A 23,923-nucleotide genomic window follows, 5' to 3' on the forward strand; every position below is an offset into this window, starting at 1 on the left:
ACCGGCAGATAAGGATTCCGAGACCAGACGACAGAAAGAATATAGCGGATGGCACTCGCGTTCGGTCACGCATCGGCGTGCGAAGATCAGTCGAAATAGGCCTCGAGCGGGTCTGTAAGCGCTCTCGGGCACGAAGCAGCGATCTGCACACTACCCGAACCGGTAGAGCGGACCGTCTGACGGATTGCTGGCGGTTATGACGGATTCGTGACTGTATTACGGCTCGTGGGCTGCAGTACGGCTCATCGACCACGTCCTGTTGTGATCGCTCGATAGATCAGCCCAGCAACAAATTTGTGATAGCGGTCACAACAGTGAGTCGAAAGGGACGAGAGACGGTTACGGCGAGCCCTCGACGGTGGCCGCGTCCGTGTGGTCGAGGGTTTCGAGATACGCTTCGGCGTCCAACGCCGCCATGCTACCGGTGCCGGCGGCGGTAATCGCCTGTCGATACCGGGGATCGGCTCCGTCTCCGGCGGCGAAGACGCCCGCGACCTGCGTTTCGGTCGTCGCCCGGCCAGCGGCGTCCGATCGAGGACGGAGATATCCGCGCTCATCCCGTTCCACGTCGGTTCCCGCGAGGAACTCGGTGTTCGGCGTGTGGCCGATCGCATAGAACACGCCGCCGACATCGACGGTTTCCCGCACGATATCGTCGTCGGGGTCGGCTTTGTCGCTGGGATGGCCGTCGGGGTGTGAGATGAGGGTCGCGCCGGTGATGCCCTCCTTCCGTGAGCCGTGAAGGGCCTCGAGTTCCGTGTTCCAGCGGAATCCGATGGCGTCGTGGTCGCGGGCTCGAGCGGCCATGATTTCGGACGCACGCAGCGCTTCGCGGCGGTGAACGACCGTTACGTTGTCGGCGAACTTCGCGAGGAAGAGCGCTTCTTCCATCGCGCTGTCGCCGCCGCCGATGACGAGAACGTCGTCGCCGCGGTGGAACGCGCCGTCACAGGTCGCACACGTCGAGAGGCCGTAGCCCATCAGTTCGTCTTCGCCGTCGGCACCGACCCAGCGAGCGCTCGCACCGCTCGCGACGAGCAGCGTCCGCGTTCGCAGGGTCTTCCCGCCGGAGAGTTCGAGCTCGAACGGGCGCTCCGCGAGGGTCGCGTTCTCGACCGTCCCGTGCGTGAATTCGGCTCCGAACCGCTCGGCCTGCTCCTTGCCGTTCCCGATCAACTCCATCCCACTGATACCCTCGGGAAAGCCCAGGTAGTTCTCGATGTCGGTCGTCAGCGTTAGCTGGCCGCCCGGTTCGGGCCCTTCGAGCACCAGCGGCTCGAGGTCGGCCCGTGCGGCGTAGACGGCCGCCGAGAGGCCGGCGATGCCGGAGCCGACGATCACGATATCGTGAACGGTCGCGTCAGGTGGCCCGTTCATTCAGTGTATCCCTCGATCAGGCCGCGGAGTCGGTCCGCCGGCAGCACGCCGGTGTGCTGTTCGACCTGTTCGCCGTCCGCGAAGAGAGCGAGCGTCGGGACGCCGCGAACGCCGAAGGCTCCCGCAAGCTGCTGGTGTTCGTCGACGTCGACTTTCGCGATCACGGCAGCCGTCTCGCCGGCCAGTCCCTCGAGAACCGGCTCGAGCATCTGACAGGGGCCACACCAGTCCGCGTAGAAGTCCACGAGGACGACGTCGTGTGCCGCCGTGATGTCCTCGAGATGGGTCTCGCTCTCGATGGAGACCGGTTCGTCGATCGACTGTCCGGGAGTACCGCTGTGTGCATCGGTTGCCATCACGTCACCGTAGGAGCCATTGCCGTTTAAATGTTTGCGTATGTTGCACAATACAATCATGCGGATCGTAACTGGGTTATCGGCGGATAACGACCGATTTGCGAGATCAGGCGACTCTTATCCGGTATTTCGACTCGACTCGAGTCCCCATCGGCGCAATCTATGGTACCAAATTCGCCATCGGATGTGCACAGTACGCCAACTACTGCTTGCGAGGTCCAGTCGACTATATCGAGCCGTGGACGGCACAGTCACCCGCGCGAAATACCCAGCCCGTTTCAGTACCCGCTCGTGTTCGGCAAGTACCCGCTCTGGTTCCGGCATTTCGCCGTTCCAGTGGCCCTGTCGTCGCGTCCGCAGCCGGCGGTGCTCGCCCATCGGCTGCTGGATATCGATCATGTGTCCCGTCCCCTTTGGCTCGCCAGCCCACTCGATCGCCCCAGTGTCGTACCGGTTCTCGGGCCGAGTCCAGGCAGTGAGGCGGCCATTCGGACGGTGCAAGGAGAGACCATGGTGACCGTCTTTCCTGTGGCGGAGCGACGGTCTGTCCCCGACTCGATCGAACTGGTACGCGGCGCGAACTTGCCGGTGCTGCCCCAACTATCACCCTCCTTCGGAGTGATCGGACGGTATGTCCTATACGCACCAGACGCGTGTCCACGGCGAGTTCGACGACGTCGTTTCGACGACGATCGACGCCCTCGAGGACGAGGGGTTCGGCGTTCTCTGTGACATCGATGTTCGGGAGACGCTACAGCAGAAACTCGACGAGGACTTCCGACAGTACCGGATTCTGGGCGCGTGCAATCCACGGTTGGCCTACCAAGGACTCGAGACCGACCTCGACCTTGGGACCGTACTCCCCTGCAACGTCGTCGTCTACGACGATGCCGACCATGTCGTCGTCAGTGCTGTCGACCCGCAGCGGCTGCTCGAAATCGCTGCCGACGACGCGCTGGATCCGATCGGCGAGGATGCCCTCGAGCGCTTCGAGCGCGTTCTCGAGTCCCTGTAGCACCGCGTTCCGACCAGCGCACAGCAGACCGATCGCCGCTCGTGTCCTTCCGCTTCCCGGTCGTCACTTCCGGATCACGAGGACGGGGATCAGTGATCGGCGAACGACGCTGTTCCGGCGATGACCCTGTGTCCCACTCTCGGCGGCGAGTCAGGCCGCGCAGTTGTTCGGGCCGAGCTCGAGGTCCGTCGCTTCGGACTCGTCTTCGGGCGGCTCCGTTCCCGTGTTGATTTCGATCACGCGCTCGTAGTTCGGCGGTTTGTCGGGGGCGGTCTCGACTAACCGCGCGACGAACTCGTCTTCGTCCAGTCCGAGCAGAGCAAGGTCGTCGCGGAGATCGCCCAGTCGAGCGCCGATCGGATCGCCCGGAGAGCCGACCTCGTATCGGTTGTCCGCCGTGACCGACACGTGTCCCGGGAGGATGTGCGTCTCGTCCGGTAATTCGAGGATCGTCTCGTGGATCGCGTCGTAGAGCAGTTCGGCGCCATTCGCCGCCTCGTCATCGCCGAATTGAAGCTCCGTTCGGCCGACGGATTCGACGAACAGCGTGTCGCCGGTCAGCAGCGCCTCGCCGTCGACGAGGTAGTTGACCATCTCGGTCGTATGTCCCGGGGTATGGAGCGTTTCGATCCCGATATCGCCGAGTTGGATCGTCTCGCCGTCGGCCAGTGGCTCGTAATCGTACTCGACGTCCCGCCCGCTGGCCTTAGCGCCGAGATGGTAGGGGACGTCCAACTCCGCCGCCAGTTTCGGTCCACCCGAGATGTGGTCGGCGTGGACGTGCGTGTCGAGGACGTGTTCGATCGTGAGTCCGGCCTCCTCGGCGACGATTTTGAACTGATCCGTTTGTCTGGTCGGATCGACGACCACCGCCGATGCGGCGCGTTTCGATCCGACGACGTAGCCGAGACAGCCTTTCGCCCGTCGCTGTCGTTGATGAACGATGAGGTCATCGGGTTCGGTCTCGAGGGGAACGACCTCGTAGATCTTGCTCCAGTCTTTCATGCCGCCTTTCACGACGGACACGTCGTCGTAGCCGTGTTGCTCGAGTTCGAAGCTAAACGGCGTCGAGGTAAGTCCCTTGCCGCAGATCGCGACGATCGGCTCGCCGTCCCCGGCCGCCGCAATGTGCTCGAGGTCCGCATCCGCGAACTCATCCCCCGGACCGAACGGGACGTTCTCAGCGCCGTGGATCCGCCAGCCCTCGTAACTGTCCTCGGGGCGCGTATCGATGAGCGTGAACGGCTCGTTCGAGTCGATCATCTCGGCGAGCCGGTCGGGATGGATCTGGTTCACCATTGGAATCACCTTACAATATTAGCTGAGACGAGGGTGCCGATAGTTCTCCTCCCTGCACAGGCACCCCGGCTACCGGTATTGCTTTCGATGCTCTCGAAAAGCCGGTGTTGGCCGTCATGAGTCGTGTGTTGCAGGCTGCGACGACGGACTGGCTAGAGAAAATCGAACCATCGACTGGCGTATCGTACTGATCCGGATTCCCTGCGACACCTCCGGGGCCAGTATCCGTCGTGCCCGCCCGCAATCTATCTTCGACCAGTAAATATGTATTATATACGCGGACCCCCTCTCTAGAACTGGTGAACTGAACCATGCAAAAAACGTCGGCGGATTTGACCGTGGCGCACGGATCGTCGTTGGCCCGCTCCTCGTTCTCATCGGGATCGCGGTTCTCGAAGGGATGCTCTCCCTGACGGCGGGGGCGTTCGGACTCGCTCTTGCAGTGATCGCTTTCGTCAGTGGCGCGGTGCTGACTACCACCGCAGTCACCCGGAAATGCCCCATGAACGCCCGTCTCGGTATCGATACGTCTCGAGGCGGAGTCGACTCCAGTTCTGAGGCCGGGAGGGACGAAAACCGCAGTGCCGGGCGACTGAGCTGAGATCTCGCTTCGCTACGGAACCGGACGAACCGCTCGACACGATCTTTGCAACGGGATTCGGGCGGTGCCTCGGGATCGCGAACGGGAGACCGATCAGCGTCGTTCTCACCCGATTGAACGTCCGGTTCGCTGGTAACGTGGTACTTTTTATCCCGCTATCATCCACGACAGTATGCAGAACTTGCGCTGGCTTCGAATGAGCGAGGATGAGATCAACGAATTCCTCGGCCGAGGCGGAACGGGCGTCATTTCGTTCGCTACGGAACCGGACGAACCGCCCGTCTCGATACCCGTGTCCTACGGATACAGTGCGGAGGTCGAGCGGTTCTATTACCGGCTCTCCTTCCCACAGGATAGCAGAAAAGAGGCACTCGTAGACGGGCACGTCTCCTTCGTCACGCACCGTGAGACCGACGACGGCTGGCGAAGCGTCGTCGCCACTGGACAGCTCTCGTCCGTTTCCGATGCGCCGTACGAATCCGCCGAGATACAGGGAATGTGGTCGATCGAAATCCCGCTCGTCGACATTTTCGAGCGACCGCCGAGGGAAACGACGTTCCGGTATTTCAGCCTCGAGCCTGCGACCATGACGGGACGGAAAGAAACGAAGACCGACCTGTAGCGACGGGATACGGCGTGAAGCCCGCCAGCGTGTGCGGACGACTATGGAGGGATCGCCGACCCTGAGTGTGCGTTTCGGCCGGGTCCAGTTATTCGGTATGCGTGTCCCCGCCGTCGATGACGAGTGACTCTCCGTTTACGTCCCTCGAGAGATCGCTCGCGAGGAACACCGCAGCGCCCGCGATATCCTCGGGGTCTCCGATCCGGCGCGACGGGATCGCTTGCGTGAACGCCTCGAGTTCGCTCGAGGTGGGCCGCGGATTGCGACGGGGACCTATAGTCGCAACTGAAACGATTCACACACTGATCGCAACGCCGTCGGGCGATCTGGTGTGCAGTGATTGTCAGTTGCTACGATAGCCCGTCCTCACGCGGTTAACACTGGCCGATCCGCCGATCGGACGATGCGTTCGGCTGCGCTACCGATCCGTTCGGTCCGCGCGTGGCTCTGTCCCTGATAGCCGATCACGACGAGATCGGCATCGAGTTCGTCAGCGGCCTTGAACGTTTCCTCCCAGGGGCGACCGTGGCAGACGTCCCACGTACACTCGATACCGGCGTTATCCGCGCGGTTGCCCAACTCCTTGAGCATCGCCTGCCCCTGTTCCTCGAGTTGGTTGAGTACGATCGCCGTACTACTCAGTGCTGGCTCCCCGTACCGGTGGGTCTCCACGCAGTACAGCGCGTGTACCCTCGAGTCGTATCGATCTGCGATCGCCAGGGCGTGTTCGACGGCGCGGTTCGCGGGATCGCTCCCGTCGGTCGGAACGAGAATCGTGTCGTACATCGAACCACGCTGACACACACCGGAGCCGGTGATATACCTTTCACCGCGACCGGTGACACGTTCCGATCAGGCCGTGATCACCGGTCGGCCGGTGTTCCGAACGACTCGTTCGGCGATACTACCCAGTTGTTGGTCGGGGCCTGACCCCAGTCCGCGGTTGCCGAGCACGACGAGGTCGGCCGCGATAGCCGCAGCATAGGTGTCGATTTCCTCGTCCGGCCGCCCCCGTCGTATTTCGGATGTGACGTCGATGTCCGATCGCGCGGCGACGTCGTCGAGGATCTCCTCGCCCCGTTGCTCGAGGTCTTCGAGGGCACCGTCGGATCCGGACAGCACCGCTTGCCCGTACCGCGTCGTATCGACGACGTAGATCGCGTGGAAGTCGGCGTCGAACGACGAGGCGAGATCGATCGCGTGGTCGACCGCGCGGTTTGCGGCGTCGCTTCCGTCCGTTGCCGCGAGGATCGTGTCGTACATCGTCGTCAGTCCTTCACACCAGGGCCGAATATATAGCTTACAGCGGTCAGCGACCATACATGTCTCACCCGTCCCGTCCGACGAGTACACCGCGCGGTTCGCTGGCTGACTCGAGTCCGGTCGAGTCGTCGCTGGCGACGGTCCCGTCTCGCCCGCTGGCGAAGAACGAAGACCGTGGGTGTCGAAGGACGGGTATGTACGACCGACTTTTGATCGCCGTCGACGGGAGCGACGAGGCCAAGCGGGCGGCGGAACGCGGGCTCGAGTTCGCCCGTGCCGTCGACGCGACCGTCGACGTCTTGTACGTCGTCGAGCGGAAGTCGCTCCGTCTCTCGCGTTCCGCCGACGAGAAGACGCGGCTTCACGAGCGCGGTAACGCCGCGCTCGAGGAAGTCGAGGCGCTTGCGTCCGCGATCGGCCAACCAGTGACGACGGCACTGAGAGAGGGAACGCCCGCCGATGGGATCACCGACTACGCGGCCGAGCGAGACGCGGACCTGCTCGTCATCGGCAGACAGGGGCTAACGGGGCTCGGAAAGCGACTCCTTGGCGGCGTCACGGAGCGACTGCTCCGCCGAAGCGACGTTCCCGTGTTCGTCGTCCCGACGGGTGCTGCGGATGCGACGACCGACTACTCGGATCTGCTCGTCCCCACTGACGGAAGCGATACCGCAGCGCTCGCTACCGAACACGGTGCCGCGGTCGCACGGCAGTACGGATCGACCGCCCACGTGCTCAACATCGTCGATCTGCAGGCTGCGGGCGGTGCATTCGATGTCGGTGGGCTCGAGCGGGACTTCGTCGATCGACTCGAGGCGGACGGCGAGGCGGTCGTCGAGGACGCGGCGACGGAGATCGGTGCCGTCGCGCCTGCCGTCACGACCGCTGTCGTGCGGACGATGTCGTTCGACGGCGTCGCGGCCGGCATCCGCGAGTACGTCGACGATGCCGGTATCGACCTCATCGTCATGGGGGCTCGCGGGCGATCGAATCTCGGTCGCCGAGTCCTCGGCAGCGTCACCACGACGCTCATTCGGAGCGTCGACGTTCCCATACTGGTCGTAACGCAGTCGTAGTCCCCGATCCGCCGTCCCGTCCGTTGCGATCGCCGGGTCGATGCTCACGAGTCGGCCGCGAGATCGCCGAGAATCCGATCACCGAACGCGAGTACTAGAAGCGCACCGACCAGATCGAAGACGAGGTCGAGGGCGGTGTCTTTCGGCCCGTACGAGACGAGTACCGGCTCGAGTCCGAGACGGTTTCCCGCGGAGTGAACGGCATACTCGAGGAGTTCCCAGAGGAGTCCGAGACAGACGACGACGGCGACGACCCGGGGACCGGGGTCGCGACCGCGGTGCCGACTGAGCGCGAACACGGCACCGGCCAGGATCGACGAGGAGTGGGTATGCGTGAGGTGATCCCACCACCACACGTCGTCGTACGGGCCGAGCATGCCGACGGCGTGGGTGACCATTCCGAGCCGCACGTACAGACGCTGCCACGGACGGAGTTCGATACCGTACGCTCGTTCGGCGAAATCCGGCAGACACGTTCCGATCGCGGCGACGATGGCGTTTACGACCGCACCCGGATCGCGCCGTCGCACGCCGACGACGAACACCGCGAGCAACGTACACCGGAGTCCGCGCTGTGCCGTGCGTTCGGCCGATGCCGTCATCGTTTCAATTCGTAGTGGTTATGCGGCACACATAGGCGTATCGGCCCGGTCCCGACCACGGACGGTCGTGCCGTTTTGCTGCCGGACGGTCGAGGCCGACCACGAACGGTCCTACGTGTCGACCCTCACCCCCTACAGTTAATCAGCGAGCTGGTGAACGAACGGCTATGTCACCGACCTTCGATGCGATCGACTCGATCCTCCTGCCGACGGACGGCAGCGACGGCGCTCTCGCGGGGGCGAAACGCGGCGTCGATCTCGCCGCGATGGCCGATGCGACCGTTCACGTTCTTTCGGTCATCGAGACGTCGGTGATCGATAGCGTCTCGTCCGCGCTCGAGTCCGCGTCGGCTGCCGACGAGCAGCGGGCCGCGCTCGAGGCCGACGCCGAGTCGGCCGTCGAGTCCGTCGCGACGATGGTCCGGAACCGACAACCGGGGCTCGAGGTCACGACGGCCACAGAACGGGGAACGCCGTTTCGGGTTATCGACCGCTACGTCGACGCACGGGACATCGATGCGATCGCGATGGGGACCACGGGCCGCACTGGCCTCACGCGCGTCGTTCTCGGGAGCGTCACCGAAAACGTCCTCCGGAGCGTCGGCGTCCCGGTACTTGTCGTGCCGCCGGCGGCGAGTGAGTCGCGGCTTACCGAGTCCACCGTCGAGAACGTGCTCTTGCCGACCGACGGGAGCGACGGGGCGGCGGTCGCCGTCGACTGGGGGAGCAGGCTCGCGGCGGCCTTCGATGCGATGGTGCACGCGATTTATTCGGTCGAGACGAGTCGCTTCTCGCCGCAGATGGACCCCGGTGAGATGCTGGCCGACCTCGAGCAACCCGGCGAGGAGGCGCTTCAGACGGTTCGGGAACACACGCGAGAGCGCGGCGTCAGCCTCGCGGGAACCATCGCAACGGGGCCGCCGGCGAGGGTCATCCTGGACTACGCCGCCGACAACGAGATCGATCTCATCACGATGGGAACGCATGGCCGTTCCGGGTTCGAACGCCACTTCCTCGGCAGCGTCACGGAAACCGTCGTCCGGAACGCCGAGCGACCGGTGGTTTGCGTTCCGATGAGCGGCGAGTGAGAGACGCCGACCCGGACGCTCGGCCGGCGGTGACTGCTCCTGTCGAAGCGCCTCCAAGGATTCACAGCCGGTCACGGTATTATGTCGCTGGATCGCGTGACGAGACATATGGGTGACCGCCTCCTCGTTCCGTACGATGGGTCCGAACCGGCGACCGACGCGCTCGAGTACGCCCTCGAGAAGTTCCCCGACGCGGATGTCGTCGCCCTGTACGTCGTCCCCGTCCCGGACGGGTACTGGGGAGCGTTCCCGGACTCCGACGCACGGGGTCCCGATATCGACCAGGCCCACGATATCGGGCGCAATATCATCAATGAAGCGTCCCAAGTCGCCGCGGATCACGATCGCGATATCGAGACCGAGATCGCGACCGGGAAACCAGATCACGAGATCGTCGAGTTGGCGGAGACGGGAGCGTACGACACGATCGTCATCGGAAGCCACGGCCGTGAGGGAATTTCGCGTATCCTGCTCGGCAGCGTCGCGGAAAACGTCGTCCGCCGGTCGCCGATCCCCGTCATCGTCGTCCGGTAGCCGTGTTACAGGCAGCAGACCCACCTCCCGCGTTCACACCGACACACTGGTGCTTCGGTTCGACTCGAGATGCCCGGATAGTATTTTGAGACTCCGCGAGGTACGCCAGTTCGATGTCTCGGCACCTACTGGTTCCCGTCGACGGATCGCCGCTGTCCAACCGAGCACTGGAGTTCGCGTTCGAGGAATTCGACGCTGCCGCGGTCGTCGCGCTCCACGTCCTCGATCCCACTGACCCCGGGTACAGTTCTCCGACCGATGTCACCGTCAAAACCGAACCGCCCCGCGGTTCCGACGAGTGGTACGAGCGGGCGACCGAAGAGGAAGAGAAGATCTTCGACGACGCGCGCGAACTGGCGAGCGACTACGGTGGCGAGTTCGAGACCGAAACCGCAGTCGGTGCGCCCGCTCGCGAAATCGTCGACTACGCCGAGGAGAGCGGGATCGATCACATCGTCATGGGCAGCCACGGACGAACGGGCACAACCCGACTGCTGCTCGGCAGCGTGACCGAAATGGTCGTCCGCAGATCGCCGGTCTCCGTTACCGTCGTCCGCGACTGAACTGGTCGGCCGTCGTCACCCGCCCAGGGATCGGTTTCTACGCCGCTCACGAGTTGCCGGCGATCGATGCCGACACTCTCCGACCTCGGGTGTCAGGCATCAACCGGGCACAAACAGGTTCAGAACCGCGACGACGAGTCCCGCAAGCCCCATCCTGACGCCGGCGATGATCCAGTTCTGTTTCGATATCGAGCCGAGGTACGCACCGAACGTAAAGAGCACGGCGACGCCGACGCCGATAGCGAGCAGCGTCGCCTCGAGCATGGAGATGACGCCCTGACCGAGAAACGGTCCCAGCGGCAGGAGGATACCGATGAGCGGGCCGATCCCGCTCGCGATCGCGTTGATCTTGCGCGCGCCCGCTCGTCGCCGCTGGACCGTCGTGTCCTCGAGCTCGGTCAGCATCGCTCGCTCGAGTTCGAGTAGTTCGGCCTGTTTCTCGGCGCGTTCGATCTCCCAGACGCTCCAGACGCCCGACGTACACAGCCCGACAGCCGCGCCGAGGCCGATCGTGATCACGGTGAGACCGTCGGTCACGCCCGACAGATACGCGCCGACGACGACGCCGATGCTCGTCAGCGTCCCGTCGAACCCGTTGGAAATGAAGTACCGCCGCGAGATCGATCTGACCTCCTCGTCCGCGAGAAGACCGTGGATGGCATCGAGGCGGTCGCGGAGCGACGGCACGTCGCTCACCGATCCTGGGGCGTTCCGCGCTGTTCGACGAGACGCTCGCCGCAGACGACCTGGTCGACCGAGTGCACCGTCCCGCCGAGGTCGGTGATGGCCCCCTCGAGCTCGGCCGCGTCGATAGCGTCGCCTTCGATCGTGAGTTTGAGGTTTTGGACCTCGCGGTCGGTCTCGACCAGGACGGCGTTGACGCCGGCAACACCCGCGCAGTCGGCCGCTGCGTCGGCGAACTCGAGGATGTCCGGCTCCTGTGGCTTCATGACATCCAGGACGAGGCGTTTGATCGCGGTGGTCATGGTGTGGTCGGTCGACTTCGACGGCCTTAGTGGCAGGGGGCGGGTCCCGGATCGGATCACGACGTGCGCCAACACTGGCTCCCAAGCGGGTTCGCGTCCGGTCGCTCGAGCCTCGAGCGTTTCGACCCGGGAAATCGGCTCCGACCGTCCGGCACTCCGGTCGGGAGTTCGCGGACGGATCGCGACGGGGTGCCCGCGGTCACCGAGCACCTGCCGGTTCGGCGGCTATCGCTGGTGCTGAATGACAGGCGAGCCGATAGACGAATTATATCCCGCGGTGCTGTAGTCCGGCATACGGATGACGATCGATGAACTCGGCGGCTACGGCATGGAACAGATGGACGAGGAAGCGGTAACGAAATTCCTCACGATTCAAAGCCAGGGCGTTCTCGGACTCCCCACGGAGAACGGGCCGTACCTCCTTCCGATGTCGTATGGCTTTGACGGGGACTCGCGACTCTACTTTTGGTACGTCGTCGGGTCCCAGAGCCGGAAAGCGGCCCTCTCCGACCAGGCGACGACCGCCAGTTTTCTCGTGTACCGGGCCGAGATGTTTCACTGGCAAAGCGTCCTCCTGACGGGGACGATCCGACGCCTTCCCGAAGCGAAACGGGAAACGCTCCCGGAATCTCGGACCCCAGCCTGGCAGCCGGAAGTGATCGAGACGGCGAGCGAGACGGAGGCAACTCGCTTGTACGAGTTCCGGATCGACGAACGGACGGGCGTGAGACACGACCTGCAGGCACCGTCGTTCGACCAGCGATCGAGCAGGGACGAGTAACGGTGGTTGGGGCTCCGCTGTGCGATCGCCGCGGAATCGCCCGCACCGCTTTTTACGGCCGCGACGGGATCACCGATCCATCCGCCGGACGAGCACGCCGACCGCGACGTACGCTGGGAGACACAGGGCGAGGACGATGCCGATGAGTCCCCAGTCCGCCACCTCGAGCGGGACGGTCCCGAAGTACCGAGTGAGCGGCGTGTATAGCACGCCGAGTTGGAGGGCGATCGAACTCGCGACGGCGGCTGCGAGCCACGGGTTCGACAGCGTCGGCGTTTCGCGCAGCCAACGAACGACGTAGAGTTTCACGAACTCGAGGCAGACGAACGCCGTAAAGACCATCGTCAGTGCGTACGCCGTCACCGTGGGAGCGCCAGCGAGCGTGTAGAACATCAGCGCGAGGACGACGACCGTGGTGACGGCTCCGGTGCCGCCGATCAGCCCGAGCATCGGCCGATCGATGATGCTCCGATCGGGATCGCGCGGCGGTCGATCCATCACGTCGTCGCTGACCGGATCGGCACCCAGCGCCAGCGCCGGCAACCCGTCGGTCAGGAGGTTGATCCACAGCAACTGCACGGCCGGCAGGATGAGGTAGCCGGACAGCGAGGCGAGGAAGACGATCGCAACCTCGGCGACGTTCGCACTCAGGAGGTAGGCGACGAACTTCCAGATGTTGTCGAAAATCCCTCGTCCGCGTTCGACGGCGCGTTCGATCGTCGCGTAGTCGTCGTCCAACAGGACGATGTCCGACGCCTGTCTGGCGACCTCCGTCCCGCGAATCCCCATCGCCACACCGACATCGGCGTTTTTCAGCGCCGGCGCGTCGTTGACGCCGTCGCCCGTCATCGCGACGTCGTTTCCCCGCTTCTGTAACGCCTGGAGGATGCGCACCTTGTGCTCCGGCGTCGTTCGCGCGAACACGTCGACGGAGTCGACCCGATCCCGGAGCGTTTCGTCGTCCAGTCGTTCGATCTCGTCGCCCTCGAGCACGGCGGTCCCGATCCCCAGCGAGTCGGCGATCGCCCGTGCAGTCCGGACGTTGTCGCCGGTTACCATCTTCACGCCGATCCCCGCGTGCGTCGTCCGGGCGATCGCGTCGGCGACCTCCTCACGGGGCGGATCGATCATCCCGGTCAGCCCCACGAACGTCAGCCCGTCGGCGAGGTCGTCGGCATCTGTGACCGGTTCGCGGTAGGCCATCGCCAGCACCCGGAGCGCGTCGTCGCCGAACGCCCGAACCGTCGTCTCGACGCGCTCGCGGCGCTCGTCAGTCAGTGGTTTCGGCCCAGCAGCTGTCAGAATCCGATCGCAGTGCTCGATGACGACTTCCGGCGCGCCCTTGACGTAGCCGATGTCGTCGTGGACGGTTCCCATCCACTTCCGGTCCGAGGAGAACGGCACCTCGTCGGTCCGCGGGTTCGATTCCCGACGCCCGTCGACGTCGAGTCCGCGGCGGTCCGCGGCCGCGAGCAGCGCCTGCTCGGTCGGATCGCCGTCCTCGAGCGTCGAGTCGTTACAGAGCGCGCCGATCTCGAGGAGGAGGTCCTCGCGGTCGCCGACGCCATCCCCACCGATCTCGTCCCCGTCGGTCTCCCCCGAGTCGAGGTCGACGACCGCATCGTTGACCCAGAGCCTGCTGACGGTCATCCGCCCCTGGGTGAGCGTGCCCGTCTTGTCGGTACAGACGACGTCGACGGCACCCAGCGCTTCGACCGCGGGGAGCCGCCGGACGAGCGCGTTCTCCGCGGACATCTTCCGGACGCCGAGCGCGAGCGTGAGCGTGACCACGGCCGGCAACCCCTCCGGAATCGCCGCGACGGCCAGTGAGACCGCGGTCAGTGCGGCCTGGATCGCGGCCGTTCCGCGGAGGAACAACAGCGGCGCGACCAGCGCCGCGAGGACGATGACACCGAGTCCGAGGGTCCGACCCAGTTCGTCGAGTTCGTCCTGCAACGGCGTCCGCGTCGCCTCGGTCGTGGCGAGTTCCCGAGCGATTCCGCCGACTTCGGTTTCCATTCCCGTCCCGGTAACGACCGCGACACCCTTCCCGCGGGTGACGCTCGTCCCCTTGTAGACCATACTGGCCCGCTCCGCGAGCGGGGTCCCCGACTCGACCGGCGACGGCGACTTCGAAACCGGAACGCTCTCACCCGTCAACGACGCCTCGTCGACCTCGAGATCGGACGTCTCGAGGAGCCGCCCGTCCGCGGGGACGACATCGCCACCGCGCAGGACGACGATATCGCCCGGGACGAGCCCCGTCGCATCGATCGGTCGCACCTCGCCGTCGCGTCGAACCGTCGCCGTCGGTGCGGCCAACTCCCGCAGCGACTCGAGGCTCCGCTCGGCCCGGTAGTCCTGGACGAAGCCGAAGACCCCGTTCGCCACGACGATGATCGTGATCAGGATCGCGTCGACGGCGTGCCCGGCCCAGACCGAGAGGCCGGCCGCGGCCAGCAACACCCAGATCAGGGCGCTGTTGAACTGCGCGACAAAGATGTCGACCGGCGATCGGCCGCCGCCCCGAACGATGTCGTTCTCGCCGTGCGCCTCGCGTCGCCGCCGTACCTCGTCGCCGGTCAGTCCGTCGGTTCGGGACTCGAGGGAGGAGACGACGCGCTCGGCCGGGAGTTCGTGTGGCTTTTCGGACACTACCGGGGAGTTCATTCCGGACCCATATAGCTGTACACGCCGGGCCGAGCCACTGAGACGCGGGAGGCCCGCGGCGACGACGGTGGTGGCCGCAGTTCCATCCCGGTGGGACGTAACAGCGTTTTTATACGACCCGCCGGCGAACCGTCGATCGAATGGAACCGCTCGAAATCGGAGTCCGGTTGGTCGCCGGCATTGGACTCATCCTGGCGAACGCCTTCTTCGTCGCGATCGAGTTCGCGCTCACCCGGGTCCGTCAGTATTCCGAGTCAGCCTTCGACGAACCGGGACTGCGACGGGCGTGGGAGATGACCAACGACCTCGAGATCTACCTGACCAGCTGTCAGGTGGGAATCAGCGGGACGAGCATCGCCGTCGGCATCGTCGCCGAACCGGCCCTCGCGACGCTCGTCCGTCCCGTCTTCGAGAACACCGCACTCGCCTCCGCGGGTGCAGGTGCCATCCTCGCGTTCGTCATCATCAACCTTCTCCACCTCACCCACGGCGAACAGACGCCGACCTACCTCGGCGTCGAGCGAACGAAGTTCGTCGCCAGGTACGGTGCCACGCCGCTGTACTGGTTCGCACAACTCCTCTCGCCCGTGATCTGGTTCGGAGACGCCGTCGCGAAGTGGACGCTGCGTCGGTTCGGGGTCGAGATGACCGGTGCGTGGCTCGAGACCGAAACCAAAATCATCGAGACGCGGGCCGAACTCCGGCATCGACTCGCGTCGGTCCTCGAACGGGGCGATGTCCCCGCCGACCGCCGGGAGGAGATCATCAACGCGTTGACCGTCGGTGACCGGCCGGTCACGGACGAGATGACCCCCGTCGAGGATGTCACGTTTCTCTCGACGACCGCGTCGGTCGAGGAGAACGTCGACCGGATCGGCTCGAGTTCCCATACCCGGTTTCCGCTGATCGAGGGGACGCTCGCGACGTTCGTCGGGATCGTCTACGCGCCGACTGTCGTCGACCGGATCGACGACCTGCGGACCGGCGACGTGTCGTTCGCGGACATCGCGACCCCGCCGATGACGATTCCGGCCGACATGCACGTCAGCGACGCGATCGACGAACTGCAGGCGGCACAGCAGGAACTCGCGCTCGTCGAAGCCGACGGCGACGTCGTCGGTCTGCTGACGGCGACCGACGCCCTCGAGGCGCTGGTCGGCGATTTCGACGATCCGCTCGACGGGACCGACATCCTGTCGGAGGGACGACAGTGACGCCGACACAGTCAGCGGCCTCGTCCGGCGGACGCACCGAGCGCTGCTCGGCTCACGGTCGCGTCCGACGGGTCACCGCCATATTTGTGGCCGGTGTTCGAAGGCGGGGTATGGACGAGCAATTGATCTCGTATCGAGTCGCCGATACATGACGGGCTACTATCGCCGCTACCTGCAGGTTCTCCTTCGGTTCCTTCCCGTCGCGATCGCGTTTCTCAGGGATCGGCGACGGTTCCTGCTGTTCGGGCCGCCCCGACACGTGCCGGCCGATGTCCACCGCGACCGTGCCGACCGGCTCACCGAGACGATGCTCGAGCTCGGCCCCGCGTTCATCAAAGTCGGGCAGGTGCTGTCGACGCGGCCCGATATCGTGCCCCCGACGTACGTCGAGGCGTTCGCCACGTTACAGGACGAGGTCCCGGAGGACGCGGGCGGGAATCCGCTGACGGTCGTCGAATCGGAACTCGGCGATGACCTCGATCTCGACACCCTCGAGCCGGTCGCCGGCGGCTCGCTCGCGTTCGTCTACACCGTCGACTACGAGGGCGAGCGGATCGCCCTGAAAGTCCAGCGTCCCGGTCTCGCCGCAGTGATCGAGCGCGATCTGCGGGTTATCAGGGGACTCGTGCCGTTGCTCGTGACGTTCGCCGACGAACGCCAGCGGTATTCGATCGAGAACGTTGCCGACGACTTCGAGGAGATCATTCTCGAGGAACTGGACTTCGAGCGCGAGGCATCGATCATGGCGACGATCGAGGACAACTTCGCGGACGACGAGCGGGTCGTCGTCCCCACGACGTACCCCGAACTCTGCTCGGAGCGCATCGTCGCGATGGAGCATGTCGACGGCGAGAAGATCACCGACGAGGACGTGCTCGCCGACGTCGGTATCGAACCGACCGAGATGGCGACGCTGATCGCCCGCACGTACCTGCAGATGGGCCTCGTCGACGGCGTCTTCCACGCGGACCCACACCCCGGCAACCTCGCGGTGACCGACGACGGCCGACTCGTCATCTACGATTACGGGATGAGCCAGCGGCTCACGCAGCAGGAACAGGACGATATCACGAGTCTCTATCGGACCCTCGTCCGCCGCGATGTCGACGGCCTGTTGAACACGCTGATCGCACTCGACGTGCTCGATCGGTCGGTCGATCGGGTCGCCGTCCGGCGGGTCCTCGAGTTGGTCATCGAGAACCTCGAAGGAAAGGCGGACGTCTCCTGGCGGGAGATCATCACCGAACTCTTCGCGACGCTCCACGAGTTTCCGTTTCGGATTCCGCCGAACGTCATGTTGCTCGTGCGAGTCGGGACAGTCGGCGAAGGCGTCTGCCGAACCCTCGATCCGGAGTTCGATTTTATCGCCGTCACGCGATCGTTCCTCGTCGAACAGGGCGTCATCGAGAGCGAAGTCGAAGCGCTGCTCGAGGACGTCCGGACCGACCTGCAAGACTCAGCGCCCGCGTTGGCACGTGCCCCGGCACGGTTCGATACCGTCTTCGGCCAACTCGAGCGGGGTGAACTCGTCGTCAGAACCGACCCCATCGAGCCGACGAACGGTGGGGTCGCCGCGGCTGGGGACGCGATCATCGCCAGTGCGCTGATCGTCGCCACCGCCGTCCTGACGTTTCACGAACAGCCACTCGAGGTCGCGAGCGCGGTGCTGGCGGTCGCGTTTCTCGGGCGATACGTCCACCGGTAGCGGCGCGACGGTCGTTCGTCCGCTCACCGAACGGCGCTACGGGCTGTCTCCGTTACGACGCGACGACGGCTCCGCAACTCCCGTCGCGCGTTCCCCGAGTCCGATGGCTCGAAGGATGGACGGTAACAGCGTCCCCTGGACGAGCGCACCGATGATCGCGACGCCGAAGACGACCGCCTGAACGAACTCGCGGTGGGGAACCCACGGCGGGAGCCCGAGCGCCAGCGCGATCGGGACTACGGTGTGTAACCCGCCCGAGACGAGGACGTGCTGGTAGCTGCGGGGCAGCGGCCTCGAGACGATTTCGTTGACCGCCCCGACGAGGACGTAGACGACTACGGCCCGGACGAGCAACACGAACACGGCGACGAGCAGCGCCGCCGGCAAGTAAACGGTGAGTGTGTCGATCGGAACCTGGACCCCGATAAGTACGTAGACGACCGTCGACAGCAGGAACGCGCCGCCCGACCAGATATCGCGCACGAACTCGACCGCGTCGGGGCCGATACCGTCGTCGGCGTCCAGTTTCACGAACAGTCCCGCTCCGACCGTCGCGAGGATACCGCTCACGCCGCCGCTCTCGGCGAGGACGTAGCTTCCGTACGCGACTAATACCGTGACCAGCAGGATCGCCATTCGCTCGGGGAGCCGGTGGATGAACCGCGTAGCTCCGTATCCGAGGCCGCACCCGAGGAGGAACCCGCCGAGGCTGACGACGAGGAGGTCCGTGATAACGAACTCGGCGATCTCGAGCCCCGACATCGGCTCCGTCCCCGCGGCAAGGAGCGCGAGTATCACGTCGACGATGACGATCGCGACGCCGTCGTTGAACAAACTCTCACTGTCGATGACGATCGTCAACCGCTCGGGGACATCCAACTCCTCGAACACGGAGAGGACGGCGACCGGATCGGTCGGGACGAGGATCGCAGCGAGCAACAGCGACACCCCGATCGACAGCCCGAACGCGAGGTCGATGATCGGTCCCAGGAGCACGACCGCCAGCGGAATTCCGAGGACGACCAGCGTGAGCGGCACCGCGACGTTCTCGCGCAGCGCCGTTCGGTCCAGTTCGACGACCCCATCGAACAGAATTATCGGCAGGACGAACCCAATGATGACGTCCGTCGAGAGCCGGAGGCCGATATCGATACGAAGCAGCGAGATCACGACCCCGACCAGAACGAGGAGCACCGCGTACGGCACGTCGAGCCAGGCGTCGACGACGACTCTGACCGCCAGTGCGATCGCGAGCAGGCCACACACCTGGACGAGGGTCTCGAGAACGGCAGTCATGGATTCGAACTCGAAAAACGGACCGGTAACCGCTGACGCGGCGCGGAGCGGGTCGCGGCGCTGTCTCTTCGGCTCGGTGCCAGTCGCCGTCTCACGGTCGCATCTCGGCTACTCACGCTGTACTGCGAACTGTCGCCCCGGCCACACATTGTTTTATCTCCGTCTCCTGTACCGTGCCCCGATGGAGCTGAGTTCAAGTCGAGTATCGTTTCGATCGGTTCGCTTCGCGGTTCTGGGTTGCGTCGCGGTGGTCTCGTTTTTCCTCGCCATCCAGTTGTTGAGCGCGTCGCTGCAGACGCTCTCGTCGGTCGTCCGCCCCGTTCTAACCCGGCAAATGGACCCGCTTTCGTACGTCGGGATGAGCTGGCTCTCCGCGTACGTGCTGTTGAACGGCTCGATCGTCGCAGCGATCGCACTTTCGCTGTTCTCGGCCGATCTGATTACCGTCCTCGAGCTGTTTCTGCTCGTTTCGGGTTCCCGCCTCGGCGCTCCGGGGATCATCCTGCTGATCGGCGCACTGGAGTTCCTCCGCGCACCGTCGTATTCGCTCCCCGAAGCGATGCGGCTCGGGACATTGACGTTCCTCGTCAATGTGACGATCTACGCCCCGGCGACGGTGATCGGGACGGCCGTGATCCGGGTGACCGAGCGGAGTGCGTGGGCACGCGATGTGCCCATCGACGGTCGCGCGGGCGGCGTCGGTCTTTTCGAACCGCTCACAACCGCGATGATCGACCAGTTGGGCGCGGCCCCCAGCGCCCTGGTGGCGATGCTCGTTCTCGTTGGGAGCTTTCACCTGTTAGATACCCTGTTAAACCGTGTCTCCGTCGATTGGCTCAGAGAGCAGGTGTTCGTCTTCCTCCAGCACCGCTGGCTGTCGCTCGGTCTCGGATTTGCCGTCACCGCCGTAACGACGAGCGTGGCGTTCTCGATGGGCGTCATCGTCCCGATCTACAATCGGGGGTACATCCGTCGAGACGAGATCGTCCCGTACGTCATGGGTGCCAGTCTCGGAACGCTCACCGATACCCTGTTGGTCGCTCTCATCCTCGAGTCCGGTGCGGGGATCGCGATCGTCCTGCTCCTCTTCGGCGCGGCGGCCGTCAGTACGATCGCAGCACTCTCGGTCTACGACGCCTACTACGCGTTTCTCGAGGAGGTTCAGAACGCCCTCCTCGAAAACAATCGCACGTTTGCGGTGTTCGTCGCGATGCTCGTCGCCGTTCCGTTCGCGTTGGTGGTCGTCCCCGGTTGAGACGAACGCGACTACGAGTCCGCCGCCGTCGATTCGCGAACCGTCAGGACGGGAACCGGAGCCGTTCGAACGAGGTGTTCGGTGATGCTGCCGAGTACGTACCGATCGAAGCCCGTCCGGCCATGTGTCCCGACGACTACGAGGTCGATGTCGTGAGCCTCGATCTGTGATCGGATCTCCTCGGTGACCGACGACCCATACGCGACCGTTTCGGCGGCCGGTTCGACGCCGTTCGTTTCGGCGATCGACAATGCCTCGTCGAGGATCTCGTCCGCGGCCGCTTCCAGCATCGCCGTCTTGATCTCCGAGCGGACGTCAACACCGACGCTGACGGCGTCGACGACGGTAAGAAGGTGCAACGCTGCGCCAGTCGTGCCCGCGATGTCGACGCTCATCTCGACCGCGTCCTTCGCACACTCGCTGCCGTCGGTCGGAGCCAGCACGCGTCGGTACGGGTACGTGACCGCGGTCTCAGCGTCCGGCCGGATCGTCAGCACGGGGCCGTCCGCGCGTCTGACGACTCGCTCGGTGGTACTCCCCAGCAGGAACCGCTCGAGTCCGCGCCGTCCGTGCGTCGGCATGACAGTGAGATCGATATCGTGTGCCGCTGCGTAGTCAATGATCACCTGATACGGATTTCCGGACTCGACCTCGGTGACCGTCTCGACTCCACGGTCCGCCGCGCGGTCAGCGACATCGCGGACGATCCGATCGCCCTCCTGCTCGAGGGCGTCGACGACGGCACCCTCCCGCTGAAACGGGCTGTACAGCGCCATATCGATCACGGTGAGGACGTGAACCGTCGACCCGTGGTCGGCGGCGATATCGAGGACGTGATCGAGCGCGACGGCCGCACCCTCACTGCCGTCGGTAGGAAAGAGCAGGTGATCGAACGTCGTGTCCGTCCCGGGTGTGGTCATGCTCGGCCGCCCTCCGTCCCGTTCCAGAGGTCGCGTCCGATTCTTGCCCGTCCCGATCGTCCATCGGTCTCACAGCGTTCCATGCGTGTCCGATACGTGGGAGTCCGAAATAAACGGGAGGGGAACCCTCGAAAGCGCGGAACGACCGATGCACGGATACGTTCCGACTCCGCCACGGTCATCGGCGCACTCGGAGCAGCGATGCTGACCGACCTCCGTATCGTGGAGTTCGTCTTCGGCCCTCCACGTTCGCGGTCGGACCGTGACGACCAGGCGTCGGCGTCGAACGGCACCGTATCGAGGTGGCCGGTGTACAGCAGCGTTCGATCGCTCGCACCCGGAAACGTCACGAGGGGGGTGGGCTTCGCCGGATCGACCGCGACCCGCTCCACCCCGACAGGGAACTCGGACAAGTACTCCTCGAGCGGGGCGACGAGTTCGCGCGTGTCGCCGGGCGGGTTCGACGTGTCGACGGTCAGCAAGTCGAGTGTGCGGTCGATCAGGGCCGTGCGGTGATCGACGACGGACGCCTCGAGGACGTAAGGCGACCTCGGCTAAAGTATCTTGTAGAATTCCCAATATTATACAACTATGGTTCTCCCCGTGGACTGTCCCCGTTCGTGACCGATCGGCGATTCCGGCGGGTCCTTCGAGATCCGCGATTCAGCCGTGTTCGATTCCTGTATTTCCCGGTCCGTATAGCGAGACGAACGGACATCGTCCGATCGAAATCGGAACTGTCGCTCGGCAACGACTCGCGTCGCGATACTTACGGCGAGAACGGACGTTCCACTTTTGAGGTCAACGGTAGTACGGACTAGTGTGATATCAATGGGATCGGCAACTGATTCGGACGTGGGGTTCGGAACGCGTCTCGGAAGGGTGATCGTCTCGGTCGTCGTACTGACCGGCGTGACCGTCGTTCTCGGGTACGGCGGCTGGATCGTCTTGACGCTTACTGCCAAAATCGGCGGGTACGATCCGAAAACAGCCGACGGAGAGTTGCTTCGCGAGCGATTACTGGAGTGGCCCGACCGCAACAGAGAGGTCATGCGCTCGGACGGAAGAACCAGCCTGCCGTTGCGACCGTAGCGACTGCACCACGCAACGGCTGCTTGCCCCACGCTGTTCGTGATGCCGATCGGGTCAGCGAATCGCCAGTCAACTGCAGCCCGCGTCGAGGAGGCATCCCTGCGACATCGAGGACCTGACCGTCGCCCGACAACGAACGACACGCCGTTGCCGCGTGCTGGCGACGAAATCCGGAAGTTCTTTTCGTTGCGAGCCCAATACTGTACACGAATGACGTTGCCTATCGACCCCGCTCAGATCGATCCGGACGACATCGGTGCGACACAGACGACCCTCGAGATGGACCACGAGGAGGCGATCGAACACGTCCGCGAGGTGTTCACCGACGCCGGGTTCGGCGTTCCCGTCGAGTTCTCCCCGTCGGAACTGTTGAACGAGAAGGTCGACGCCGACCGCGACCCGTATTACGTCCTCGGCGCGTGTAACCCGGCGGTCGCGGACCGAGCGCTCGCGGCCAGCGACGGGAAACTCGGCGCGCTCTTCCCGTGCAACGTCGTCGTCTGGGAGGAAGAACCCGGCCGCCAGCGCGTCTATCACGTCTCGATCATGCGGATCGCGCGGCTCGTTGGCGTGGCACCGGACGACGAGGAGATGGCGGACATCGTCGCCGAGACGGGCGACCTCGTCGACGCCGCGTTCGAGGAGTTGTAGCATGGGCTACCACACGTTCGACGCCGAGCGAGCGGACAAGCTGGAACGGGCCGGGCAGCGATATTGCTTCGTCTCGGCCGAGGAACTGCTGTGGGCGCTCTCGCTCTCGCCGGCCGACACCGTCGCCGACCTCGGCAGCGGGACCGGCTTTTTCACCGACGATGTCGCGCCCCACGCCGGCGCGGTCTACGCGGTCGACGTTCAGGAGGCGATGCACGAGTACTACCGCGAGAAAGGCGTGCCGGCGAACGTCGAACTCGTGACCAGCGACGTGAGCGACCTGCCGTTCGACGACGGCGCACTCGAGGCCGCGTTCGCGACGATGACCTACCACGAGTTCGCGAGCGACGACGCACTCGCGGAGGTTCGACGGGTCCTCGCGTCCGACGGCCGACTCGTCATCGTCGACTGGGCGGCGACCGGCTCCGGCGCGGACGGACCGCCAGTCGACGAGCGCTACACCGCCGCCGAAGCGGCAGCGGCGCTCTGCGATGCCGGGTTTTCGATCGAACACCAGGCCGTTCGCCCCGAAACCTTCCTGATGATCGCGACCCTCGAGTGAGGGGGCGGCGAGGTCCCCGTCTCGAGTCGCTACGCGTCTCGAGGACCGACGAGCGAGACGCGCTCGCGTCGCCCGTGTCGCTCGAATCGACACACCGATACGTCACGGATAGTACTAGTATTCGAAATTAGCCGGTGCACGGCAGTTTTCCTTCTCGATTGAGGTGGCTGTGGTTGGACAACGGAGTTGTCGAAAGGTGTGACGGGGTGGATTCTGGGTGTCGCCAAGGCGACAGCGCCAAAAAATCACAGCGCGGCACCCTCACCGCCGCACAGCAGAACTCCAGTTGATGCACACGAAATGGAGGTTCTGTTTCCGATACAAATATTATATCTAATACTAATATAATTGATTATGAAAGCTGCAGTACCGGTGCATAGATACTGGAAACTGGA

The 23,923-nt window shown here is 64.7% G+C and carries 25 protein-coding genes and 2 pseudogenes; 14 read left to right on the plus strand and 13 right to left on the minus strand.

Translation table 11 applies throughout. The features are described 5' to 3' along the window. Positions 1–339: 339 nt before the first annotated feature. Positions 340–1,377 carry an NAD(P)/FAD-dependent oxidoreductase gene (locus FGF80_RS17710; protein ID WP_138655594.1) on the minus strand — a complete coding sequence of 346 codons (1,038 nt, stop codon included), beginning with the start codon at positions 1,375–1,377 and terminating at the stop codon, positions 340–342. Beyond that, complete coding sequence (gene trxA / locus FGF80_RS17715) at positions 1,374–1,733, minus strand: thioredoxin (protein ID WP_006187313.1); 360 nt, start codon at positions 1,731–1,733, stop codon at positions 1,374–1,376. Before trxA ends, FGF80_RS17710 begins: the two co-directional genes overlap by 4 nt. 631 nt (positions 1,734–2,364) lie before the next feature. On the opposite strand from trxA, the gene FGF80_RS17720 reads away from it, so the two are divergent. Then, positions 2,365–2,748: a DUF302 domain-containing protein gene (locus tag FGF80_RS17720; protein WP_138655595.1), complete on the plus strand. Its 384-nt coding sequence runs from the start codon at positions 2,365–2,367 to the stop codon at positions 2,746–2,748. 150 nt (positions 2,749–2,898) lie between these two features. On the opposite strand, the gene FGF80_RS17725 is transcribed toward FGF80_RS17720, so the two are convergent. Next, a complete protein-coding gene (locus FGF80_RS17725; RefSeq protein ID WP_138655596.1) occupies positions 2,899–4,047 on the minus strand; it encodes an MBL fold metallo-hydrolase in 1,149 nt (382 codons plus the stop codon). A gap of 304 nt (positions 4,048–4,351) precedes the next feature. Here FGF80_RS17725 and FGF80_RS17730 point away from each other — a divergent pair, with 304 nt between their 5' ends. Both FGF80_RS17730 and FGF80_RS17735 read left to right on the plus strand, forming a co-directional pair. Beyond that, entirely contained in the window at positions 4,352–4,648 is a 297-nt protein-coding gene (locus FGF80_RS17730; RefSeq protein WP_138655670.1) for a YgaP family membrane protein, read from the plus strand. Positions 4,649–4,820: 172 nt separating this feature from the next. Next, positions 4,821–5,270 (plus strand): pyridoxamine 5'-phosphate oxidase family protein, encoded by a 450-nt coding sequence (locus tag FGF80_RS17735; RefSeq protein ID WP_138655597.1) that lies wholly within the window; start codon positions 4,821–4,823, stop codon positions 5,268–5,270. Positions 5,271–5,358: 88 nt separating this feature from the next. On the opposite strand, the pseudogene FGF80_RS17740 reads toward FGF80_RS17735, so the two are convergent. From FGF80_RS17740 to FGF80_RS17750, 3 genes and pseudogenes are all read right to left on the minus strand, one after another. Beyond that, positions 5,359–5,508: pseudogene (locus tag FGF80_RS17740) on the minus strand (SDR family oxidoreductase); the annotation flags it as partial. A gap of 128 nt (positions 5,509–5,636) precedes the next feature. After that, complete coding sequence (locus tag FGF80_RS17745; RefSeq protein WP_006187319.1) at positions 5,637–6,056, minus strand: universal stress protein; 420 nt, start codon at positions 6,054–6,056, stop codon at positions 5,637–5,639. Between the two features lie 66 nt (positions 6,057–6,122). Next, on the minus strand, positions 6,123–6,533 hold the full coding sequence (locus tag FGF80_RS17750) for a universal stress protein (protein WP_006187320.1): 411 nt from the start codon (positions 6,531–6,533) through the stop codon (positions 6,123–6,125). Between the two features lie 194 nt (positions 6,534–6,727). Between FGF80_RS17750 and FGF80_RS17755 the strand changes: the two genes are divergently transcribed. Next, positions 6,728–7,609: a universal stress protein gene (locus FGF80_RS17755; RefSeq protein WP_138655598.1), complete on the plus strand. Its 882-nt coding sequence runs from the start codon at positions 6,728–6,730 to the stop codon at positions 7,607–7,609. A gap of 44 nt (positions 7,610–7,653) precedes the next feature. Here FGF80_RS17755 and FGF80_RS17760 read toward each other — a convergent pair whose 3' ends face one another. Beyond that, a complete protein-coding gene (locus FGF80_RS17760; protein WP_006187323.1) occupies positions 7,654–8,211 on the minus strand; it encodes a hypothetical protein in 558 nt (185 codons plus the stop codon). A 167-nt stretch (positions 8,212–8,378) separates the two neighbouring features. Here FGF80_RS17760 and FGF80_RS17765 point away from each other — a divergent pair, with 167 nt between their 5' ends. The 3 genes from FGF80_RS17765 (at position 8,379) to FGF80_RS17775 (ending at position 10,396) form a co-directional block, all read left to right on the plus strand. After that, positions 8,379–9,299, plus strand: a complete 921-nt coding sequence (locus tag FGF80_RS17765) for a universal stress protein (protein WP_138655599.1) — start codon at positions 8,379–8,381, stop codon at positions 9,297–9,299. Positions 9,300–9,407: 108 nt separating this feature from the next. Next, a complete protein-coding gene (locus FGF80_RS17770) occupies positions 9,408–9,833 on the plus strand; it encodes a universal stress protein (RefSeq protein WP_138655600.1) in 426 nt (141 codons plus the stop codon). A gap of 113 nt (positions 9,834–9,946) precedes the next feature. After that, positions 9,947–10,396 carry a universal stress protein gene (locus FGF80_RS17775; protein WP_006187326.1) on the plus strand — a complete coding sequence of 150 codons (450 nt, stop codon included), beginning with the start codon at positions 9,947–9,949 and terminating at the stop codon, positions 10,394–10,396. A gap of 99 nt (positions 10,397–10,495) precedes the next feature. On the opposite strand, the gene FGF80_RS17780 is transcribed toward FGF80_RS17775, so the two are convergent. Beyond that, positions 10,496–11,092, minus strand: coding sequence for a VIT1/CCC1 transporter family protein (locus FGF80_RS17780; RefSeq protein WP_049908269.1), 597 nt, complete (start codon positions 11,090–11,092; stop codon positions 10,496–10,498). Then, the gene (locus FGF80_RS17785) at positions 11,089–11,382 is read right to left on the minus strand and encodes a DUF211 domain-containing protein (protein ID WP_138655601.1); all 294 of its coding nucleotides are present in this window, start codon (positions 11,380–11,382) and stop codon (positions 11,089–11,091) included. Before FGF80_RS17785 ends, FGF80_RS17780 begins: the two co-directional genes overlap by 4 nt. 298 nt (positions 11,383–11,680) lie before the next feature. Between FGF80_RS17785 and FGF80_RS17790 the strand changes: the two genes are divergently transcribed. Beyond that, entirely contained in the window at positions 11,681–12,163 is a 483-nt protein-coding gene (locus FGF80_RS17790; protein WP_006187329.1) for a pyridoxamine 5'-phosphate oxidase family protein, read from the plus strand. A 69-nt stretch (positions 12,164–12,232) separates the two neighbouring features. Here the strand turns inward: FGF80_RS17790 and FGF80_RS17795 are convergent, their stop codons facing one another. Beyond that, the gene (locus FGF80_RS17795) at positions 12,233–14,818 is read right to left on the minus strand and encodes a calcium-translocating P-type ATPase, PMCA-type (RefSeq protein WP_006187330.1); all 2,586 of its coding nucleotides are present in this window, start codon (positions 14,816–14,818) and stop codon (positions 12,233–12,235) included. A gap of 155 nt (positions 14,819–14,973) precedes the next feature. Here FGF80_RS17795 and FGF80_RS17800 point away from each other — a divergent pair, with 155 nt between their 5' ends. After that, on the plus strand, positions 14,974–16,047 hold the full coding sequence (locus FGF80_RS17800) for a CNNM domain-containing protein (protein WP_006187331.1): 1,074 nt from the start codon (positions 14,974–14,976) through the stop codon (positions 16,045–16,047). A 148-nt stretch (positions 16,048–16,195) separates the two neighbouring features. Further along, a complete protein-coding gene (locus FGF80_RS17805) occupies positions 16,196–17,752 on the plus strand; it encodes an ABC1 kinase family protein (protein WP_006187332.1) in 1,557 nt (518 codons plus the stop codon). Positions 17,753–17,788: 36 nt separating this feature from the next. Here the strand turns inward: FGF80_RS17805 and FGF80_RS17810 are convergent, their stop codons facing one another. Continuing rightward, entirely contained in the window at positions 17,789–19,048 is a 1,260-nt protein-coding gene (locus tag FGF80_RS17810; RefSeq protein ID WP_138655602.1) for a cation:proton antiporter, read from the minus strand. Between the two features lie 181 nt (positions 19,049–19,229). Here FGF80_RS17810 and FGF80_RS17815 point away from each other — a divergent pair, with 181 nt between their 5' ends. After that, complete coding sequence (locus tag FGF80_RS17815; protein ID WP_006187334.1) at positions 19,230–20,303, plus strand: hypothetical protein; 1,074 nt, start codon at positions 19,230–19,232, stop codon at positions 20,301–20,303. 11 nt (positions 20,304–20,314) lie between these two features. Here the strand turns inward: FGF80_RS17815 and FGF80_RS17820 are convergent, their stop codons facing one another. Beyond that, positions 20,315–21,223 (minus strand): universal stress protein, encoded by a 909-nt coding sequence (locus FGF80_RS17820; protein WP_138655603.1) that lies wholly within the window; start codon positions 21,221–21,223, stop codon positions 20,315–20,317. A gap of 245 nt (positions 21,224–21,468) precedes the next feature. Continuing rightward, positions 21,469–21,726 (minus strand): annotated as a pseudogene (locus tag FGF80_RS19690) (M20 family metallopeptidase); the annotation flags it as partial. Positions 21,727–22,054: 328 nt separating this feature from the next. Here FGF80_RS19690 and FGF80_RS17830 point away from each other — a divergent pair. The 3 genes from FGF80_RS17830 (at position 22,055) to FGF80_RS17840 (ending at position 23,528) form a co-directional block, all read left to right on the plus strand. Beyond that, the gene (locus FGF80_RS17830; protein ID WP_049908271.1) at positions 22,055–22,315 is read left to right on the plus strand and encodes a hypothetical protein; all 261 of its coding nucleotides are present in this window, start codon (positions 22,055–22,057) and stop codon (positions 22,313–22,315) included. Positions 22,316–22,525: 210 nt separating this feature from the next. After that, the gene (locus FGF80_RS17835; protein ID WP_138655604.1) at positions 22,526–22,966 is read left to right on the plus strand and encodes a DUF302 domain-containing protein; all 441 of its coding nucleotides are present in this window, start codon (positions 22,526–22,528) and stop codon (positions 22,964–22,966) included. 1 nt (position 22,967) lies between these two features. Beyond that, the gene (locus tag FGF80_RS17840) at positions 22,968–23,528 is read left to right on the plus strand and encodes a class I SAM-dependent methyltransferase (protein WP_006187339.1); all 561 of its coding nucleotides are present in this window, start codon (positions 22,968–22,970) and stop codon (positions 23,526–23,528) included. The last annotated feature ends 395 nt before the right edge of the window (positions 23,529–23,923 follow it).

Source organism: Natrinema pallidum, from assembly GCF_005890195.1.
GTDB classification, from domain to species: domain Archaea; phylum Halobacteriota; class Halobacteria; order Halobacteriales; family Natrialbaceae; genus Natrinema; species Natrinema pallidum.

Bases quoted from the DNA above. Each gene is read 5' to 3' on its own strand.
- FGF80_RS17755 (WP_138655598.1), top strand. From the start codon at position 6,728: ATGTACGACCGACTTTTGATCGCCGTCGACGGGAGCGACGAGGCCAAG.
- FGF80_RS17710 (WP_138655594.1), bottom strand. From the start codon at position 1,377: ATGAACGGGCCACCTGACGCGACCGTTCACGATATCGTGATCGTCGGC.
- FGF80_RS17810 (WP_138655602.1), bottom strand. From the start codon at position 19,048: ATGACTGCCGTTCTCGAGACCCTCGTCCAGGTGTGTGGCCTGCTCGCG.
- FGF80_RS17735 (WP_138655597.1), top strand. From the start codon at position 4,821: ATGCAGAACTTGCGCTGGCTTCGAATGAGCGAGGATGAGATCAACGAA.
- FGF80_RS17760 (WP_006187323.1), bottom strand. From the start codon at position 8,211: ATGACGGCATCGGCCGAACGCACGGCACAGCGCGGACTCCGGTGTACG.
- FGF80_RS17835 (WP_138655604.1), top strand. From the start codon at position 22,526: ATGACGTTGCCTATCGACCCCGCTCAGATCGATCCGGACGACATCGGT.
- FGF80_RS17750 (WP_006187320.1), bottom strand. From the start codon at position 6,533: ATGTACGACACGATCCTCGCGGCAACGGACGGAAGCGACGCCGCAAAC.
- FGF80_RS17815 (WP_006187334.1), top strand. From the start codon at position 19,230: ATGGAGCTGAGTTCAAGTCGAGTATCGTTTCGATCGGTTCGCTTCGCG.
- FGF80_RS17840 (WP_006187339.1), top strand. From the start codon at position 22,968: ATGGGCTACCACACGTTCGACGCCGAGCGAGCGGACAAGCTGGAACGG.
- FGF80_RS17820 (WP_138655603.1), bottom strand. From the start codon at position 21,223: ATGACCACACCCGGGACGGACACGACGTTCGATCACCTGCTCTTTCCT.
- FGF80_RS17790 (WP_006187329.1), top strand. From the start codon at position 11,681: ATGACGATCGATGAACTCGGCGGCTACGGCATGGAACAGATGGACGAG.
- trxA (WP_006187313.1), bottom strand. From the start codon at position 1,733: ATGGCAACCGATGCACACAGCGGTACTCCCGGACAGTCGATCGACGAA.
- FGF80_RS17720 (WP_138655595.1), top strand. From the start codon at position 2,365: ATGTCCTATACGCACCAGACGCGTGTCCACGGCGAGTTCGACGACGTC.
- FGF80_RS17770 (WP_138655600.1), top strand. From the start codon at position 9,408: ATGGGTGACCGCCTCCTCGTTCCGTACGATGGGTCCGAACCGGCGACC.
- FGF80_RS17765 (WP_138655599.1), top strand. From the start codon at position 8,379: ATGTCACCGACCTTCGATGCGATCGACTCGATCCTCCTGCCGACGGAC.
- FGF80_RS17800 (WP_006187331.1), top strand. From the start codon at position 14,974: ATGGAACCGCTCGAAATCGGAGTCCGGTTGGTCGCCGGCATTGGACTC.
- FGF80_RS17725 (WP_138655596.1), bottom strand. From the start codon at position 4,047: ATGGTGAACCAGATCCATCCCGACCGGCTCGCCGAGATGATCGACTCG.
- FGF80_RS17805 (WP_006187332.1), top strand. From the start codon at position 16,196: ATGACGGGCTACTATCGCCGCTACCTGCAGGTTCTCCTTCGGTTCCTT.
- FGF80_RS17745 (WP_006187319.1), bottom strand. From the start codon at position 6,056: ATGTACGACACGATTCTCGTTCCGACCGACGGGAGCGATCCCGCGAAC.
- FGF80_RS17785 (WP_138655601.1), bottom strand. From the start codon at position 11,382: ATGACCACCGCGATCAAACGCCTCGTCCTGGATGTCATGAAGCCACAG.
- FGF80_RS17830 (WP_049908271.1), top strand. From the start codon at position 22,055: ATGGGATCGGCAACTGATTCGGACGTGGGGTTCGGAACGCGTCTCGGA.
- FGF80_RS17775 (WP_006187326.1), top strand. From the start codon at position 9,947: ATGTCTCGGCACCTACTGGTTCCCGTCGACGGATCGCCGCTGTCCAAC.